The 17,841-nt window shown below is 50.7% G+C and carries 12 protein-coding genes; 3 read left to right on the plus strand and 9 right to left on the minus strand.

Annotated features, from left to right (window positions below):
- Window positions 1–15 precede the first annotated feature (15 nt).
- Together GS398_RS06450 and GS398_RS06455 are read left to right on the plus strand one after the other, a co-directional pair.
- The gene (locus GS398_RS06450; protein ID WP_160905871.1) at window positions 16–2,451 is read left to right on the plus strand and encodes an outer membrane beta-barrel family protein; all 2,436 of its coding nucleotides are present in this window, start codon (window positions 16–18) and stop codon (window positions 2,449–2,451) included.
- A gap of 3 nt (window positions 2,452–2,454) precedes the next feature.
- A complete protein-coding gene (locus tag GS398_RS06455) occupies window positions 2,455–2,937 on the plus strand; it encodes a MarR family winged helix-turn-helix transcriptional regulator (protein WP_160905872.1) in 483 nt (160 codons plus the stop codon).
- 66 nt (window positions 2,938–3,003) lie between these two features.
- Here GS398_RS06455 and GS398_RS06460 read toward each other — a convergent pair whose 3' ends face one another.
- The 7 genes from GS398_RS06460 to pepT all read right to left on the minus strand — a co-directional run bounded on the left by GS398_RS06460 (window position 3,004) and on the right by pepT (window position 16,236).
- The gene (locus GS398_RS06460) at window positions 3,004–5,934 is read right to left on the minus strand and encodes a TonB-dependent receptor (protein WP_160905873.1); all 2,931 of its coding nucleotides are present in this window, start codon (window positions 5,932–5,934) and stop codon (window positions 3,004–3,006) included.
- 148 nt (window positions 5,935–6,082) lie between these two features.
- Window positions 6,083–8,893, minus strand: coding sequence for an outer membrane beta-barrel protein (locus tag GS398_RS06465; protein WP_160905874.1), 2,811 nt, complete (start codon window positions 8,891–8,893; stop codon window positions 6,083–6,085).
- Window positions 8,894–8,990: 97 nt separating this feature from the next.
- On the minus strand, window positions 8,991–11,795 hold the full coding sequence (locus GS398_RS06470) for a TonB-dependent receptor (RefSeq protein ID WP_160905875.1): 2,805 nt from the start codon (window positions 11,793–11,795) through the stop codon (window positions 8,991–8,993).
- Window positions 11,796–11,947: 152 nt separating this feature from the next.
- Window positions 11,948–12,901 (minus strand): hypothetical protein, encoded by a 954-nt coding sequence (locus GS398_RS22240; protein ID WP_202405963.1) that lies wholly within the window; start codon window positions 12,899–12,901, stop codon window positions 11,948–11,950.
- Window positions 12,902–13,009: 108 nt separating this feature from the next.
- The gene (locus GS398_RS06475) at window positions 13,010–13,735 is read right to left on the minus strand and encodes a LytR/AlgR family response regulator transcription factor (RefSeq protein ID WP_160905876.1); all 726 of its coding nucleotides are present in this window, start codon (window positions 13,733–13,735) and stop codon (window positions 13,010–13,012) included.
- Window positions 13,732–14,877 carry a sensor histidine kinase gene (locus GS398_RS06480; protein WP_202405964.1) on the minus strand — a complete coding sequence of 382 codons (1,146 nt, stop codon included), beginning with the start codon at window positions 14,875–14,877 and terminating at the stop codon, window positions 13,732–13,734. Before GS398_RS06480 ends, GS398_RS06475 begins: the two co-directional genes overlap by 4 nt.
- Window positions 14,878–14,982: 105 nt before the next feature.
- A complete protein-coding gene (pepT, locus tag GS398_RS06485; RefSeq protein WP_160905877.1) occupies window positions 14,983–16,236 on the minus strand; it encodes a peptidase T in 1,254 nt (417 codons plus the stop codon).
- A gap of 43 nt (window positions 16,237–16,279) precedes the next feature.
- Between pepT and GS398_RS06490 the strand changes: the two genes are divergently transcribed.
- A complete protein-coding gene (locus GS398_RS06490; RefSeq protein WP_160905878.1) occupies window positions 16,280–16,984 on the plus strand; it encodes a hypothetical protein in 705 nt (234 codons plus the stop codon).
- Here the strand turns inward: GS398_RS06490 and GS398_RS22655 are convergent.
- Window positions 16,975–17,109, minus strand: a complete 135-nt coding sequence (locus tag GS398_RS22655; RefSeq protein WP_255494187.1) for a hypothetical protein — start codon at window positions 17,107–17,109, stop codon at window positions 16,975–16,977. The two genes, GS398_RS06490 and GS398_RS22655, sit on opposite strands and share 10 nt — an antisense overlap.
- 343 nt (window positions 17,110–17,452) lie before the next feature.
- Complete coding sequence (locus tag GS398_RS06495) at window positions 17,453–17,671, minus strand: hypothetical protein (RefSeq protein WP_160905879.1); 219 nt, start codon at window positions 17,669–17,671, stop codon at window positions 17,453–17,455.
- Between the last annotated feature and the right edge of the window lie 170 nt (window positions 17,672–17,841).

Below are 17,841 nucleotides of genomic sequence, written 5' to 3' on the forward strand. Positions count from 1 at the left end.
CTAAAATCACTTTTGATGAAAACGAATCGGTTTAAAAGGATCGCCGTGCTTATATATGTAAGCACTTACATAAATATCGGTTTTGCGCAGACGGGCCCCTTCACTATTAAAGGCAGAATGGTTGCGGAGAAGAAGATCAGCTTTAAAGAAGTAACGCTGCAGTTGGTCAGGGCCGCTGATTCGGCGCTGGTTAAGACGGATATCGCGGATGAATCCGGGAATTTCGCGTTCGAGCTGGTCCCTGCCGGCGATTACCGGGTGCGGATCTCACATATCGGGCTGCAAACCTATCGCTCTGCGGTGGTGAATGCGGCCAAAGCCGACCTGGGCACCATCCAGTTGCGGGAGCGTACCAGCGAGTTAAAGGAGGTGGCCATCACGGGGCAGAAGCCGTTCATCCAGCAGCAATTTGATAAAACGGTGCTGAACGTAGAAAGCAGTATCGTGTCTGCCGGGAGCACCGCTATGGAAGTGCTGGAAAAGGCGCCGGGAATTACCGTAGACCAGAACGATAACATTAAAATGCGGGGCAGGCAGGGGGTGCAGGTAATGATCGACGGGAAACTGGTGCCCATGTCGGGCGCAGAGCTGGCGACCATGCTGCGGGGCATGTCGAGCAACGCCATCGAGAAGATCGAGCTGGTGACCAATCCTTCTGCCCGGTATGATGCTTCGGGTAATTCGGGAATCATTGATATCAGGTTAAAAAAGGACAAGCGCAACGGCACGAACGGAAGCTTGTCGGCCTCCCTTTTACAGGGAAAATACAACAAAGCCAATTCCGGGTTGACATTGAATCACCGTAATAAGAAAGTGAACCTGTTCGGATCGTACAATTACATCTTTCGGCGCGAGTTTACCGACCTGGCCATTTACCGCGATTTTGACGAATCCGGGAATTTTACGGGCGCCGACGACCAGGCCAATTACTTTAAAGCGCGGTACAACACCCACAACTACCGGGCGGGGCTCGATTATAACGTATCGGCTAAGACCACCGTTGGGTTTACTGCCAACGGATTTAACCTCAACATAGACCGTAACGGCGATAACCAGTCTACGCGCATAAACGCGCAGCATACAGCGTCATCGTACGCGCATACCGCTTCTAACAGCACAAACGGGCGGTTTAACCCGGGTCTTAACCTTAACCTCCGCCAGCGGCTGGACCAGGCGGGTAAGAAAGAGCTTTCGGTCGACCTGGATTATGCACGTTACAATACCAACGATGACCAGAACTATGTAACCACGTACCGTACGGCGGCCAACACGCAGGAAAAGCCCGACTACCATTTGTATGGCGACCTGCACGGTCACCTCAGCATACGGTCGGCAAAAGCCGATTACGCTCAACCCCTTAATAAAACGGCGCGCCTGGAAGCCGGCTTAAAAAGCAGTTGGGTAAGCGCCGATAATAACCTTTCCTTTTATGACCGCAGCAACGGCAACAATATATTAGATATGTCGAAAAGCAACCATTTTTTATACCAGGAGAATATCAATGCCGCCTACGTCAATATCTCTTCGCAGCAAAAGAAATGGACGCTGCAGGGAGGTTTGCGTATAGAGAATACCAATTCGGAGGGCGAGCAGCTAAACGGGGGCGATTCCTTCGACCGCTCGTACGTACAGTTGTTCCCAAGCGGGTATGCGGGCTACAAGTTTAACAATAAACACGAACTGGGTATTTCGGTAAGCCGCAGGATTAACCGGCCTACTTACAACCAGCTTAACCCGTTTAAGTACTACATTAACGCCAGCACCTATAATTCCGGCAATCCTTTCCTCAAGCCAGAGCTCACTTATTCGGTGGAGGTTACACATACCATTAACCAAAGTATTACCACGAAGTATAGCTACAGCCACACTACCGACAATATGATCTCGGTATTGTCGCCGGATAAATCGCAGGCAAACCTGGTGATCCAGACCGACCGGAACCTTGCCAGCCTCAACTATTATGGGGTGAGCGTGTCTGCACCGGTGCACCCCGCTCCCTGGCTTACCAGTACCAACAACCTCAATTTTTATTACGGGCTTTACAGCGGCAACCTGGTAAATACCCATCTGCACAGCGGCACGCCAACATTCGGTATTAATAGCAGCAATGCCATTACCATAAACGCTGGCCTCACGGCCGAAGTGGCGGGTGTTTACCAGACCAAAGAAGTGTATGCCTTTATGACCGTGCGGCCCATCTGGTCGGTTTCGGCGGGATTACAGCAACAATTATGGAACAGGAAGGCCAGTGTGAAGCTAAACCTGGCCGACGTTTTTTATACCAGTAAAACGAGGGCGGTTACCCGTTCCACCGGCTATGTAGAAAACTTTTACCAGCAGCGCGATTCGCGCGTAGCAACGCTTAACTTTACCTACCGGTTCGGGCGCAGCCCATCGTCGGCACCGCGGAGAGTTTCCGGCGCCGAAGACGAGAAAAGAAGAGCCGGCTGACATATGGATTTTATCAACAGCCTGGGTGCTTTAGCGTTAGCAACAAGGCTTAAGCGTTTGAGCGACAAGCTTGGCCAGGACGTGAGCCGCGTGTACAAAGAACAGAACCTGGATTTTGAGTCCAGGTGGTTCCTCGTGATGGCTTTGCTGGAGAAGAAAGGCACGTTATCTGTGGTGGAGATCTCGGACTCATTAAAGCTGAGCCACCCGGCTATCGTACAATTTACGGCGCAGATGCATGAGCGCGGCCTGATCGTTTCTGTTTACGACCAGTTCGACGCCCGCAAGCGCCTGATCTCTCTTTCTGACGAAGGAAAGCAGCTGATGACGAAATTGAAGCCGTTACTTGCCATCATTAAAGAACAGAACGAGGCCTGGCTGAGTGAGGCCGGAAGCGATTTCCTGGCATTGATCTCGCGGCTGGAAGATTCGCTCGGGTTTAAAAGCATGTATGAGCGTGTAACGGGGGCGATCAACCAGGAGTAATATTGGTCCATAAAAAAATGCGGCTGTCTCCGAAAGTGACAGCCGCATTTTATTTCCGGTCCTGATTTAGTTTCCCGTTCCCGGCGGACGGTTGCCGCCACCGAAGCCGCCTTCTCTCCGGCGATCGCCGTTGTTCTGGTTCATATTGTCAGGCGCGATGGAGCCGCTGGCAAATTTCTGAAGCCGCATGGTGAACGTCATCATGAAATAGCGTCCAAGGCGGTTGTTGCGGGTTTCGGTACGTGCCCCCGTGGTGCTGATCGTACTTGAAATGCCAGTGTTTTCGTTAAACAGGTCATATCCCTGGAAACGTAAAGTGGCTCTTTTATCCTCAAAGAATTGTTTTTCCAGGTAAGTGCTCAGGATCTGCGGGTTGTTGGCCACCGAGCCGCTGTAACCGGAGTTGATGTTCTTGTTGTAGTCGATCCCTACCAGCATGCTTTTGGCAAAGAAGAACTTGCCATCGGTGCTCATCTCCCAGGTTTGCAGGTTATTGTTGGAGTTGGCGAAATCGGATAACGAGTTTTTAGTGGCATTGTAAATATAACGCACCTGCGGGGTCAGCTCGAACCTGGTGGAAGGATTGATCTGCAGCCGTACGCGTTGTGAAGCGATGGTGTTCTTGCCGATGTTCTTCTCAGAGTCGGCATAAGAGATGTTGTTGTTGTAGTTAAGCGATCCGCCGAAGGTTAAGATGTACTTACGCTGCGCCATCGGGATAGAATACGTATAGAAACCAAACATGCTGTAGTAGCCATCTGCGTTCAGGAACCGGGTTTCCTGGGTGATGATCTTGTTCTTAATCACCCTTACGGAGTTGTTCACGATCTTGTCATTGGTCATGTTTAAGTTAAAGTTAGCGAACAACGTTCTCCCGGTAGTGAACTGCGTATTGTTAAACCGGATGTTAAAGCTATGGTTAAACTCCGCATTCAGGTTAGGGTTACCGATAATCGGGTTATTCGGGTTAGAGCGGTCGGCCACCGGCTGGATCTGCTGGAAACTTGGTTCGTTGTTACGACCGAAATAGTTTACGTTAAACTCCTTGGACCGTGAGAATTTGTAGGTGAACCGTGCGATCGGGACGAAGTTAAAACCCGTACGGCGGGAGGTGACGCCCCGGCTTATCGATTCGCCTTCCAGCAGCGACGGCTGTCCGCTTATCCCGATCGAGTAGTTGTACTTTTTCTCGGTAAACCGGTAAGTTAAACCGAAGTTGTTGGTGGTAAACGAGTAGTTATAAATATTACTCAGCGAATCTACGCGCACGTCGCCTTTATTAAGATCGAAAGTTTCGCGGGCGTTGTCGTAGTTTGCACGGCTGTAGTTCCAGTTCGCTTCCAATGACGCACGCTTGCCGATAGGTTCGATATAGAGGAAGCGGGCCCCGCTGCTTACACTTTTATTGTCATTGTGCAGGCGCTGGTTCAGCGTCGAATCTTTTACCACGTTATTGGTAGTTACGTCCCTGTAGGTCCCGATAAAGTCTGTTTCCTGGTCTGAGTTGGTATTGTTGCCGTTAATGTTTAAGAATAACGATACGTTACGTCCCTGTTTGTGGAAGCGGTGGTTCAGCAAAATATTGCCTCCCCAGTTAGGAGTTTCGTTAGAGGTAAGGGCGCGGGTATTTTGCGTAGAACTGTTAATGATCGAGTTTCCCTGCTGGGCAAGCTGTGTATAGCTGTTGCCGTTGCTTTTGCTGTAGCTAAAAGAAGGGGAGAACTTAATGTAGTTCATGCTGTCGGGCGCAAATTCCAGGTTCCAGTTAAACCGGTGGTTCAGGGTAGAAGTAAGCGCATCGGTTTTGATGTTATTGAGCACGTTACCGTTGGTAGGGTATGGATCTTCGCGGAAAGTAGTGCTTACGCTGTTGTTATCCCTGTTCGAGAAGCTGTAGCTACCATAAGTGGTTACGCGTTTGCCAAGCTGGTCGCGGTAGTTAAAACCAACCGCACTAGCGGAAGAGATACCGTCGTTACCGCCGCCGCGCCCGTTCAGGCTGTTTCCGCCTCGCGGCTGACCACCGTTGTTGCCACCACCGCCGCCGCCATTATTACCACCGCCGCCGCCGTTGTTGCCTCCGCCACCGCCGTTATTACCACCGCCGCCACCATTGTTGCCGCCGCCACCGAAGTTGAACAGGTTGGCGTTAGTATTGTTGATGTTTCCGAGGATGTTCATTTGCCGTGTATTGTTAAAATAGTTGGCATTGGCCGAAAGCTGGTGCCGTTCGGCTTCGGGGGCGCCCGCATCCTGCACGTCGCGACCTGCGCCGGCTACAGCGTTCCCGAAAAATCCTTTGTTTTTATCCGGGCGAATAGTGATGTTAATGATCTTTTCCGAGTCGCCGTTGCGTGAACCCGTCAGGTTTGCCTGGTCGCCATAATCATCGATGATCTGGATCCGCTCGATGAGGTCGGCCGGGAGGTTTTTCGTGGCTGTTTGCAGGTCGCCGCCAAAATAGTCTTTACCGTTTACGCGTACTTTGGTTACGCTTTTGCCCTGGGCGGTTACGGCACCGTCTTTATCCACTTCCAGCCCGGGAACTTTTTTCAGCAAGTCTTCGGTGGTAGAGTTCACGGGTAATTTATAGTCAGACGCACGGTACTCGATGGTGTCTTCCTTAATGATCACCGAGCGTACCGTGGTGATGTTTACGGTGCCCAACACCTGCGATTCCTCTTTCAGCACGATGGGCTCGAGCACGATGGGCTCTGCGCCGTCGTTATATGCGTACTTACGCGTTTGCTGGTTGTAACCCAGGTTAGAGATGGTGAGTACGAACTGCGACCTTTTCACGTTATTGAACGAGAAGGTTCCATCAGTTTTACTGCTCATTCTGAGGGTATCGGTACCGGCAACCAGCTTAATGGTGGCGCCAATTACCGACTGGCCAGTGGTGTCTTTCACCACGCCGCTAACTTGCCGGGGCGTTTGCGCGTAGAGCGCGCCGGAACAAAGCATCAGGAAAAAATAGAGATATAGCGTTTTCATCATAATCGTATTACAACTTCCGTTTTTTTAAGGGAGCGCAAAAATAATTCCTATAGTGTTATTTATCGCCGCTTAAAAGGGGGGTTATCAACATTGTTACCGTTTTCCACACTTTCAGGAGTAATAAGCCGGGATTGTAACGAAACAATCACTATTGGATAAAGCTGCCATCACCCCTGCGCGGGCCTGCGGTGCGGCGGCTGCCTGAATACTTAGCAGGACGCCAGGTCATGGAGACCAGGAAGTAACGGCTGTTCAAGTTGCTGGCGGTCACGGTAGATCCGAGATCGGTAACTTGCTTGTTTGCGCCATTATTCTGGTTAAGAAGGTCGGAACCGCTCACCTGTACCGAGGCGTTTTTTCTTTTCAGGAATTCCATACGAACATAAGTATTGATGATAAAGGGGTCTTTGGTGACCGTAGGATTTAGGCCGCTCACGAAGTTTTTGCCAAGGTCGTAACCGAAAACGAGACGCTGTTTGGCGATCACGCGGCCGTCCACCCCCAGGTCCCAGTTCTTGGTACGGCTATCATTTGAAATGGGAAGCGATAGATTGATCTTCCGGAAGGTATGGTTAATATTGGGGTTGATCTGCAGCCATTCCCTGGGCTCTATTTGCACGTTGAAGCGTTCGACAAAAGTCCAGGTGGTGCGGATATTCTCAGTTCCGTTATTCATTGAAATACCCCGTTCGGTGCCAACCTGGCCGTTTAGCCGGAAGCGGAGCACCTGGCTGCTGGTGCTTTTGTTTAAGCTGTAGTTGCCAGAGATCGTACGGTTGCCGCCATCGAGGTTAAAGAAGCGGGTTTCCCGGGTCCTGTAGAGGTCTTTGTTCTGGATAGAGTTGGTTACCACCTGGTTGCGGGTGGTGGTATAAGAGCCAGAAGCATTAAACGTGATGCGCGATGCCGCGATATAGTTATTAAAATTAGCGGTTACGTTATGCCTGAAAGAGGCTTTCAGGTTAGGATTTCCATATACAGTTAACCCTGCGGTCGACACATCCGGCACGTCCTGGATCTGTGTATAATTCGGTTCCTGGGGATCGCCGTTGTAATTCAGCGTAAACTGTTTTTGGCGTGTCCAGCGGTATTGGAGGCGTACCACGGGCACCATGTTAAAGCTTTCGCGGCGGGTGGTATTCCCGAGGCTTTGCGACTCGCCCTTCAGCAGGCCCGGAACCCCGCTGATTCCCAGTGAATAATTGAATTTGGTGTTATTGTTACCACGACGGAAATTGAGCGTTACCCGTTTCTCCGTAAAAGAATAGTTAAACAATTTGCTGAGCGAATCTACGACAGACTGTTGACCCCGGGTGTTGAGGTTGCTGGTGGTCTGGTCGTTGTCATAGCCACGGTAACTTAACCGCGCATTCAATTCAAGCTGGATGGTTGCGCCAAGACGCTGGGCGAAGGTAACGCTGCCCCGGTAGTTGGTGTTGCCGTTATCCGTCAGCCTGATCCGGTTCACCAGCGAATCCTTGTATAGGCTGGCCGGATCGGAAGTAGCGAAATATTGGAGGTTTGAATAAGACGTATTATCAGACTCGTTGTTCGACCGGGCGCCGCTTCCCTGGAAGGAAATGGTTGATGCCTTCCGCTTGCCGAAATAGCGGGCATAGTTTACGGTAAGCCCGTAGTTAGGCGATGACGATGAGCTGTTTGTTTTGGTTTTGGTATCCTGGTTAATGCCGCCCCGCTGTACCCGGTTTGTATTGTTGTTGTTCGAAGATCCGTTGGTGCTGAACGTCGGGGTGATGATCATCCTGCTCGAACTGTCGGGGGTGAACTGGAACCGGAGATTAAGATTGTGGTTATACCCGGTATTGTCGGTTCCTACGTCGCGTGTGGAGGTTACCGTTTCGTCTATGCCGACGTATTTTTCGGTACTCACGGTGTTCTGGTCCTGGTTCCTCGCATTCAGGTTAAACCCGTAGGTGGCTTCTACATTTAATTTGCGGTTAATGCGGTCGTTATAAGTAAACGTTGCGCCGCCGGTTTTAGAGTTACCGGTGCCGCCGCTACCGCCGAAGTTCCCGCCGCCACCATTACCTCCTCCGCCATTACCTCCTCCGCCGTTCCCGCCGCCTGCAACGCCAAGTACCGAACGATTGCCGTTCATCCTCACATTCATTTGCTGGTTGCCATTTAACCGCTCCAGGGTGGTATTACCGCTGATGCGCCCGGTTGTTCCCTTGGAGCCGTTAAAGTTCGCCCGGTTCATTACAGACTTGTCTTTACGGGTGACAATATTCAACACTTTTTGGGGATCGCCCGATTTCACGCCCGACAGAGCCGCTTCATCGCCATAATCGTCTATCACCTGCACTTTCTCCGCAATTTCTGCGGGAAGATCGCGGATAACGCCGGCAAGATCGTTGCCCCCATAGTTTTGGCCGTTGATGCGCGCCCTGGTAACGGCAATTCCCTGCGATGTTACGTTGCCGTCTTTATCTACTTCTATGCCTTCCATCTTCTTGAGGAGGTCTTCCATGGTCGCATTTTCCCGAACTTTGTAGTCGGCGGCCCGGTACTCCACGGTATCTGTTTTATAGGTGATAGTGGGGGTGCCGTTAATGGGGATATCTGTGATCAGGATACTGTTGGTCTTTAAAATCACCGGGTCGAGTACCAGCCGCGCACTGGTATAGGTGTAAAAGAATTTCTTGACGTAAGGTTCATAACCCAACGATTTCACCGTAAGGGTAAATTCCGGAGACTGGATCTTCTTCAGCACGAATATCCCTTCGGCATTGGTGCTTACTTTAACGGTGTCGCGCGGGGAGGTGAGGGTAACGGTGGCGCCGATGACGGCCTGGTCGGTGGTATCTTTAACAATGCCGCTAACCTCGCGTACGGGGAGCGGTGCCGCGGGCTGTGCAGGCCGACGGGCCGGGGTCTGAGCAAAAACGGTACAGGCTAAAAGAATGTGCAGGGATAGTAATATGCAGATCTTTTTCATTATAGTTGGTTATGAGTAAAAATCTCCCGCACATTTCAAGAAGAACCGGCAAAATATAAAAGTGCGTCCCGACTTCCCGCAGGACGCACTTCACTTATTAGTTGACGAAGCTGCCATCGCCGCGGCGGCGGATCTGCTGCCCGCCACGACCCTGTGCACCAGTCCATTTCTGCAGGTAAACGCCCAGGTTTACCATGAAGTAACGGCTGTTGGGGTTGGTTTTGGTTTCGGTGAAACCGTTGCCATTAGAGGTAACGTTAATAAAGTTGTTCTCGTTAAGAATGTCGAACGCCCTCAGCTGCAGCGTGCCCCTGTTTTTAAGTACGCGGGTCTGGAGGCTGGCATTGATCACGAACGGGTTACCGGCCACGTTGTTGGTGGTGCTGTGGATAAAGTTCTTGCTCAGCGCATAGCCGAACTGCCATGTTTTAAGGAAGTAAACGTTACCATCCAGGCTTAATGCGGTGGTATTTGTTTTAATATCCCTCAGGGTGGGCAGCGTATAGTTGGTCTTGTTGAAATCGTAAGACACGTAAGGGTTAATTTCTAACCAGGTAGTAGGGTTAAGCCTTGGGCCGAAGTTTTCTTTGAAACCCCAGGTAGTGGCCGTCTGTGTTTTCGAATCTGTTTGCGAAGTACGGTTGTTGTTGTTAACGCTTCCCGAGAAGGACAGAGAGATCCTGCGGTCGTTCAGCTGTTTTGCTATCAGGTAATCGGCATTGTGCTGGTAAGATCCGCCAAGGTTAATGTAACGCACCTCGTTCCTGAAAACACCCGGCGAAGTGATCTTTTCCACCACGTTGGTAGTTACCTGGTCTTCTATAAATGAAGAGTTAGCGTTTAAGCTGAGATTTAGCTTCGAGTTGGCGATGTAGTTGCTGTACTGGCCAAAAATGGTGTGGGTAAAGGCCACTTTCAGGTCGGGGTTACCCACTATCACGCTGTTCGGGTTAGATACATCCCTTACTGGCTGGATCTGGTCGAAAGAAGGCTCGCTGGCCCGTCCGTTATAGTTTACAGAAAGCTGGTGCGAGCGGGAAAATTTGAGCTGGAACCGGGCGATCGGGATGATCTTAAAGTACTTTTGATCGGTGCTTGTTCCAAGGCTCGCTTTCGTGCCTACCAGCGAAGTGTTTACCGCAGTTAAACCTAACGAGAAGTTATAAGTGCCTGCATTGTTGCCGTAACGATAGTTTAACGAGTTGCGGTACTGGGTAAACGAGTATTCGTAAATGTTACTTAAGCTGTCAACACGGTTTGTGCCTTTGATCAAGTCGCCGGTGAGGCGTGCGTTATCATAAGAACGGCGTTCTACGTTCGAGTTAAACTCCAGCCTCGCCAGTTTGGTCAGCGGCTCCGCAAAGGTTAAGCTGGTGCGGTAGCTGTTTTGGTGGTTGTCTGTGGTAGTGCGGTAGTTGTAGGTTGAATCGGGACGCAGTCCTTTATAATCAAAGTCTACGCGCTGGTAGGTGGTGCCTTCGTTTTTCTGGCTGCTGGCGGTCGCCTCGATGGAGAAAGAACGGGAAGGTTTGCTGCGCCATACGTGCTGGTAAGCAACCGTTGCGCCTACGTTGGGTGTAGAGCTGTTGTTATTGTTATTGTTCACCTGGTCCTGCAGCATCCTGCCGGTTTGTGAGTTGGTGGTAAAGCCGGTATTGTCCGAGCTGTTCAGGGTGATATACGGCCTGAACTGCATGAAGTTCGCACTATCGATATTATATTCTACCTCGAAGTTGATGTTATGCGACCTGCTATCGTTATTGGTGATGGCTTTGCGGGTCGAATAAGTAGCGCCGAACGTGCTTGCCATTTCCGAATAAGTTTCGGTAACCGCATCGTTGGAGTTATAGTTGAAGAAGTAGTTTGCATTAAACTCTACTTTCTTTCCAAAGCTGTCGCGGAAAGTAAAAGCAGGGTTTAGTCGCGTGTTGGTTCCGCCGGATGCGTTGCCGCCCGGGCTGCCGAAGGTGTTACCGGTACGGCCGCCACGGTTTTGCGCGCCGCCTAAGCGGCCAACGCCGCCACCGCCGCCGGCGATCCCGTTTGGCGTTTTGAAGTAATTGCCGTTTAAAGTAATGGTTTGGTTGCCGTTAATACGGGTTAAGTTGACGCTGCCTTCCAGCTGATCCACGGTACCTGCACCTCCGTTCAGGCGTAACTGGTTACCTACCGATTTATCCACCCGTGTGGTAAGGTTCAATACTTTAGACGGGTCGCCCTCTTTTACGCCTGTTCTTTTCGCTACGTCGCCATAGTCGTCAACCACCTGCGCTTTTTCGATAATTTCTGCAGGGAGGTTCTGGATCACCGAGGCCACATCGCCGCCATAAATATCTTTTCCGTTCAGCCTGGCTTTACCAATGCTTTGGCCGTTGTAGGTAACGGAACCGTCATTACCCACTTCCATGCCTTCCATCTTCTTTAAAAGCTCATCTACCGTTGCGCCGGCTCTTACTACGTAGTCGCTTGCCCGGTACTCCACGGTATCCGTTTTATAGGTGATGGAGGGCGTGCCGTTGATGGCGATCTCGTTAAGGAGCTTTGCTTCGTTCCTTAAAATGATCGGGTCCATGGTGAGGCGCGGGGTAGCGTCGTTATATTTTCCCTTGACGGCTTTGGTACGGTACCCCATGCTGGTTACGCTCACGGTGAACTCCCATGATTTTACTGCCTTAAATACATAGATCCCATCGGCATTGGTGCTGGCTTTGAGGGTATCGGCCCGCGAAGTAAGCGTTACGATGGCGCCGATAACGGCTTCATCCGTACTGTCTTTTACGATGCCGCTTACTTGCCGTAACGGGATTGGCTGTGCAGGCGTTGCTGCGGGTCGCTGCTGTGCCCTGGAGCCGAATATGCCAGAGATCATGATCGCGGCAAAGAGGAAGAGGAGTTTTTTCATTGTTTGAGGATTGGGCGGCCAGCTATCGCAGCCGGCGGTTTGAGGGTGTTATTTGTTTGTGTTATCCGGGGTTTAGACAAAGCGTCCTTGCCCCGGTATTTTACCGAACTTATCGGGTTTAAATTGTTAACTAAAGGTTCAGGAGCGTTCTGTTATTTTTTGGCGAGCGTGTATTTGGCCCAAAAGTCTGTCGGGGTGAACATCGCCTGGCGATCGTCGTTTCCGCCGCCGCCGCCACCACCGCCACCTGGACGGTTCCCGCCTCCGAAGCCGCCACCACCTCCTCCTCCGAAGCCGCCGCCACCTCCGCCGAATCCACCGCCACCACGGTTTCCGCCGTTGTTGCCTCCTCCGAAGCCGTTTCCGCCAAAGCCGCCGAGGTTCAGCCCGTTCACACGAACGTTATAGGAAAACTCTTTGCTGTCGGGTTTTAACCCCATGGATTCGAGCGGAATAGAAAGCTCGTAAGTGAAAAGGCCTGCTTCATCAAATGAAGCCGAGGCTTTAACGCCATATTCGTTGTAAATGGAAATAACGCTGTCGGTAATGTTTTTGAAACCCAATACCTTGATCTCTTTCACACCGGCAAGCTCTGTTTTATGACGTGCAAGCGTCGCCGAGTCGCGTTGCGCCTGGCTCATTTGCGGGCCGCCCGGACCGCCGAATCCGCCACGGCCTCCTTGTCCGCCCTGGCCTCCAAATCCTCCGCCACCCGGCTGACCCTGGCCCCTGCCCTGCTGCCCGCGTGTACGGGTTACCAGCGGGTAAGTAACTACGTAAGCGTCTTTCAGTTTCTTCTTGTTATCGGTATTAATCGCCAGGCTGATGCCGCCCAGCATGATCTTGTTATTGGTCTGGGCGTCGTTTGACTGGATCACCAGGTAAAGGTTCTTGTCGTCGTTAGCCAGCGTGTACATTAGCTTGGTGGCTTTGTTGGTAGCCTGTAGTGCCTGCCATTCTGCCGACTTGCCGTCTACTTTTACCGCCGATGCCCAAACGGGGGCGGCCTGTACATCCTCTTTTTGCGCGACGGCTGTCATGGTGAAGCCTGCAAGCGCAAGAGTGCCTATGGTTAATTTAATCCGGGTTATCAATTTCGATTTCATATTTTTTACAATGAACAATTTTAACTATCTCTATTTGCCTGCTAAAATGAATGATACAAGCACGTGTGTAAATTGCGACCAAAAGGCCTTTTTTAGCTATTTTAACATTTATTCCTGGTGGCCGATATAAGCCATCAGGTTATCCCGGTAATTGTCGCTTACGGGGATCTCGTCCTGCTGCACCATGATCCTGTTTTTCTTAAATGCCGAAATCTTATCAAGTGCAACGATATACGATTTATGCACCCGCATAAACTTCGCCGGCGGCAGCTTTTCTTCCATGTACCGCATGCTTAAACGCGTGATCACGGCTTTTTGTGTATCGGCCAGGAAAATCTTGATATAATCCTTCAACCCTTCGATGTAACGGATGTCGTCGATACGTATACGAACGATCGAATAATCGGCATTTACAAAAAGGTGATCCTGCTCCGGTTTGGCCACCGGCGTTTTTACCGGTTCTTTTTGCTGTTCGCGAAGTGAGAACAGCTCCCATGCCTTGTTCACCGCTTTCATAAAACGTTCGAAAGGAACGGGTTTAACGAGGTAGTCCACCACGTCGAGGTTAAACCCATCGAGTGCATATTTCTCATACGCGGTTACCATGATCACCATTGGCGGGTTGGTAAGGCTGCTTAGGAACTGCAATCCCGACAGCCCGGGCATCTGGATATCCAGGAAGATCAGGTCTACGGGCTCCTTACGTATCAGCTCCATGGCATCCATGGCATTTTTGCATTTGCCGGCCAGCGAAAGGAAAGGCACCTGGCTCAGGTTATCTTCCATGAGCTCGAGCGCAAGCTTTTCATCGTCCACTAACAGGCAGCGCATCATGCTAATTTGATTTTAAGATCTGCCACAAAAACACTGCCTGTTTGCATAATATCCATGTTAAAATTGTCTTTGTACAGGAGCTCCAATCGTCTTCTTACGTTCACCAGGCCAATGCCCGAGCTTTTATCTTTCGAGTCCTGCTGCGGAGCGATGGTGTTCATTACCTTAAAATCGAGCCAGCCGGTTTGTTCGTTGATGGTGAGCAGGATGTTTATCTGGGGGTTTTCTACCATTCCCACACCGTGCTTAAAAGCATTTTCCACAAAAGGTGCAAGCAGCATAGGCTCGATGGTTATACCCCCGGTATTTTCCGGCGGGTTAAAGGTAATAGTTACATCGTCACCAAAACGCAGGAGCTGCAGATTGATATAGCTTTTAAGGTAACTGATCTCCTTATCGAGTGTAACTTTTTCGTCATCATTCTCATAGAGCATATATCGCATCAGATTGGAGAGCTGGATGAGCGAAGGCTCGAGCAGGTCAGACTTTTTCCGCGCCAGCGAAACCATGTTATTGAGGATATTGAAAATGAAGTGCGGGCTCACCTGCGACCGTAAAAAGCTGAGCTCGGTTTTTAGGTTTTCGTTTTCTTTTTCCTTCCGGATCTTAGACTGGATAGAATTATCGAGCTGCAGCCGGTAGATAAAACTACTGCAGACCACGAAGAAATACGGGAGCAGCCTGAACCACAATTCGCCGATCTTCCACCAAATCCAGATAAACATACCTGAATCAGGTCCGGGACCTCTCGGTCCGCGTCGTCCGCCCCGAGGCCCCCCCGGGCCTCCCGGCCCCTTGCCCTCATGCACTTCCCTTTCGAACTTGTCGAAATCCATCTTGTCTACGAGCTCCGAGATCAGGTCAGACAAAAAGTAAAGTATCGCGATACTGGCGATAACCGTCACCACGTACACCAGCATCCCCCGCTGGCGGTAGATCACGGGATAAAGGTAGTACGTGTTCAGGTAAAAGAGTATGGCGAGGATCACCTTATAAGCCATTACCTTGTACTGCCAGTCTGTAAATCCCTTCCACGTTTCGGTATTCCTGAAAATGTAAGGGGAGAAGATAATCAACCCCCAGAACAGGATGTGCAGCAGCGGTTGAATATATCTGTTTGAATAAAAATTTTTCAGGTTCATTGGCACGAAAGTACCGGTAATACTAACCCTGATCAGACATTATAGCCAAAGCGTAACTTTTCAGCGACGAAAGTGCCCGTTTTAGCGACATTGCTTACGTACGTATCAGGCGTTTTCTTCCCACACTTCAGCCAGGTGAACGATCGTTTTAACGGCATATTCCATATCCTGCACCGATATCCATTCCTGTTTGCCGTGAAATGCGTGTTCGCCGGCAAAGATATTCGGGCAAGGCAGCCCCATAAACGACAGGCGAGAACCATCCGTACCACCACGGATCCGCTGTGGCCGGGGAATAAGGCCGGCACGTTCGATGGCCGTAACCGCATGTGCAGCCACGTGCGGATGGTTGCGCAGTATCTCCTTCATATTGCGGTATTGTTCGGTTACCCGCAGCTGGTACGAGGAGTTGGGAAAATGACGCATCACGTCGTCGGCTATCGCTTCCAGCAGCCGCCGGTGTGCAGCCAGGCCTTCGGTGGCGAAATCACGAAGAATAAACTCAATGGTGGCTTCTTCCACGCTCCCCGAAATACTTACCGGGTGAATAAAGCCCTGTTCGCCTTCGGTGCTTTCGGGTGAGAGTTTTTCGACCGGCAGGTTTGCCACGATGGCCGATGCGATCTTGATAGCGCTTTCCATCCGCCCTTTGGCGAACCCGGGATGCGCGCTCACACCGGTGATGGCCAGGACTGCCCCATCTGCAGAAAAGGTTTCATCTTCCAGCGAGCCCAGTGTTTCTCCATCTACCGTATAGGCATAGTCTGCGCCCAGCCTTTCGAGGTTCACGAGGTTCACGCCCCTGCCGATCTCTTCATCAGGAGTAAACAGGAGGCGGATAGTTCCGTGCTTAACTGCAGGATGACTGACGAGGAAGTTGGCGGCATCCATTATTTCGGCGAGCCCCGCCTTATTGTCGGCGCCCAGCAGCGTTCTCCCGCTGGCGGTAATGAGGTCGTTACCTAGCTGGTGCGGCAGATCAGGATGCTCGGATTTACGGATCACAACAGCGGGATCATCGGGCAGCACCAGGTCGTTGCCCTGGTAGTTGGCATGGACGATGGGTACTACGCCTGCGCCGCTGCAATCGGGCGAAGTATCCATGTGCGAGCAAAAACAGATCACCGGAACATTTTTAGTGGTGTTGGAGGGGATGGTGGCATATACGTAGCCGTTTCCGTCTACCGCTGCATCGGTAATTCCCATTTGGTGAAGCTCGTCTGCCAGGATGCGGGCCAGGTTAAGTTGTTTTGCTGTCGACGGACAGGTTGCCGAGGCGGGGTCAGATTGTGTATCGACCGTTACATAGCGTAAAAAACGCTCTTTGGCCGTAAAAGTATATTGATCGAAATAATCCATAGGAATAATATTTAATTCTTAATTAATTTAATTATCTTCGTGTGTGAACAAGATAGTATTGATCATCCTCCCGCTGTTTTGTGGCGCCGTACAAATATCGGTTGCCCAGGTTAACTATTACAAGTTAAACGTTGACGTTCGAGATGGTTTTACCCGGGCGTATGCCGACGTAGATTCTTACACGCCGTTAAAAAATGCTTCGCTGGCCTCTTTCGGCATCCGGCTGAGTCCCTATTTTACGTTAGGTACGGAGCTTCAATACGGTATGATCTCTGCGGGCGACAGTATCCGTGATCCGCACCAGCGATTTTTTCGCAATGCCTATTCGGCGGTAAACATGTTCGCGGTTTTCTATCCTTCCTGTTTTTTTGATGAGCGACGCATGCCTCTTACCAGGAAGATAGAGCCCTACCTGCGCCTGGGCGCCGGGGTGGTGTACAACCGGATCACCAGCATCAAGCGGTCAAAATTGAATGCAAACGGGGCAAGGTATGTCTTCCCGGGCGATCAACAAAGCGTTGAACCTTGTTTCCCCGTGGAGGCGGGATTGGCACATTTCTTTACAGATGATTGGGGTTACCCCCGTATCGGTATCAAGGTCGCTTACCAGTTTACGGTAACTATGGCCGAAGGGCTGGACGGGTATGCCGATCCGGCCGCGTTATTCAGGAACAAGAGTCCCGATATGTATGGATTAGCTTCCATTGGGCTAACCATACTTTTCGGTCCTGTTGGCTTTCACTGGTGACCGGTTTTTTTCCTGATCACCAGGTTTTTGTTTTGTGCTTTTGCCACGGCTTCCATAAATTGCTGCATTTCGGTGTATTTGGCGGCGGGGATGACGTGTGCGCTGAATATGAACTTGTTTATCACCTTAACCTGGTTTTTTCCGCGTCGTAAGCGTAGGTGGCATCGTAGGCGCCGCAGGTGAACTTCGTGCTGGTATTCCCGACTGTCTCGGCTACGAATCAAAAGGGGGGTTGATCAATGGATTTACCGCGAACGGCGCGAAGATATCCGGCTTGAAGTAAATGTAGTCGCCATCATTGTTCAGATCCTGTTTAAAGTCGACAGCTGTGTTGCCTGAAGCATATCGATATCTGCATTTTCAAACTTCCAGCGCGGAGATCTTTATAGTTGGATCAACGTTTTTCAATTGATCCTTATATCTATCCCCGGTGGTGGATTTGAAATCCCGTGCCGACTCAAACGGTGATCAATTCACTGTACCTGATCTCCGGTTTCCATTCACCAGGTTGATGGTTTGCGCCTGTACCACATAAATGTTTTCGGAACGGCCGCCGGTGTAGCATTCTATATGGATGCTGGCCTCATCTTTACCTTTATCGTTAAGGATTTTAATGCGTTTCTGTCGCTCCGTAATAATACCGGAATCGATATCATCATACACGTCGGCTTTATCAAAAAGCAGCATGGCGTTGGCGTCTTTTTCAAAGTCACATTTTTTAGTTCGAGGTCGGCGACTTCCATTTTTCCAAAAGCACCGGTATTGGTTTGCGCGGGCGTAGCGGTTGTCGTAAAACATAAGAGAGCAATTAAACGGACGAGCTTATTCATGAATAGTAGTTCAGGTTGGAAATAAGA

It is taken from the genome of Hufsiella ginkgonis (assembly GCF_009834915.1).
GTDB classification, from domain to species: Bacteria; Bacteroidota; Bacteroidia; order Sphingobacteriales; family Sphingobacteriaceae; genus Hufsiella; species Hufsiella ginkgonis.

What these genes read in the sequence shown, in the direction of transcription:
- GS398_RS06450 (WP_160905871.1), top strand. Translation starts at nt 16, where the DNA reads ATGAAAACGAATCGGTTTAAAAGGATCGCCGTGCTTATATATGTAAGC.
- GS398_RS06455 (WP_160905872.1), top strand. Translation starts at nt 2,455, where the DNA reads ATGGATTTTATCAACAGCCTGGGTGCTTTAGCGTTAGCAACAAGGCTT.
- GS398_RS06460 (WP_160905873.1), bottom strand. Translation starts at nt 5,934, where the DNA reads ATGATGAAAACGCTATATCTCTATTTTTTCCTGATGCTTTGTTCCGGC.
- GS398_RS06465 (WP_160905874.1), bottom strand. Translation starts at nt 8,893, where the DNA reads ATGAAAAAGATCTGCATATTACTATCCCTGCACATTCTTTTAGCCTGT.
- GS398_RS06470 (WP_160905875.1), bottom strand. Translation starts at nt 11,795, where the DNA reads ATGAAAAAACTCCTCTTCCTCTTTGCCGCGATCATGATCTCTGGCATA.
- GS398_RS22240 (WP_202405963.1), bottom strand. Translation starts at nt 12,901, where the DNA reads ATGAAATCGAAATTGATAACCCGGATTAAATTAACCATAGGCACTCTT.
- GS398_RS06475 (WP_160905876.1), bottom strand. Translation starts at nt 13,735, where the DNA reads ATGATGCGCTGCCTGTTAGTGGACGATGAAAAGCTTGCGCTCGAGCTC.
- GS398_RS06480 (WP_202405964.1), bottom strand. Translation starts at nt 14,877, where the DNA reads ATGAACCTGAAAAATTTTTATTCAAACAGATATATTCAACCGCTGCTG.
- pepT (WP_160905877.1), bottom strand. Translation starts at nt 16,236, where the DNA reads ATGGATTATTTCGATCAATATACTTTTACGGCCAAAGAGCGTTTTTTA.
- GS398_RS06495 (WP_160905879.1), bottom strand. Translation starts at nt 17,671, where the DNA reads ATGCTGCTTTTTGATAAAGCCGACGTGTATGATGATATCGATTCCGGT.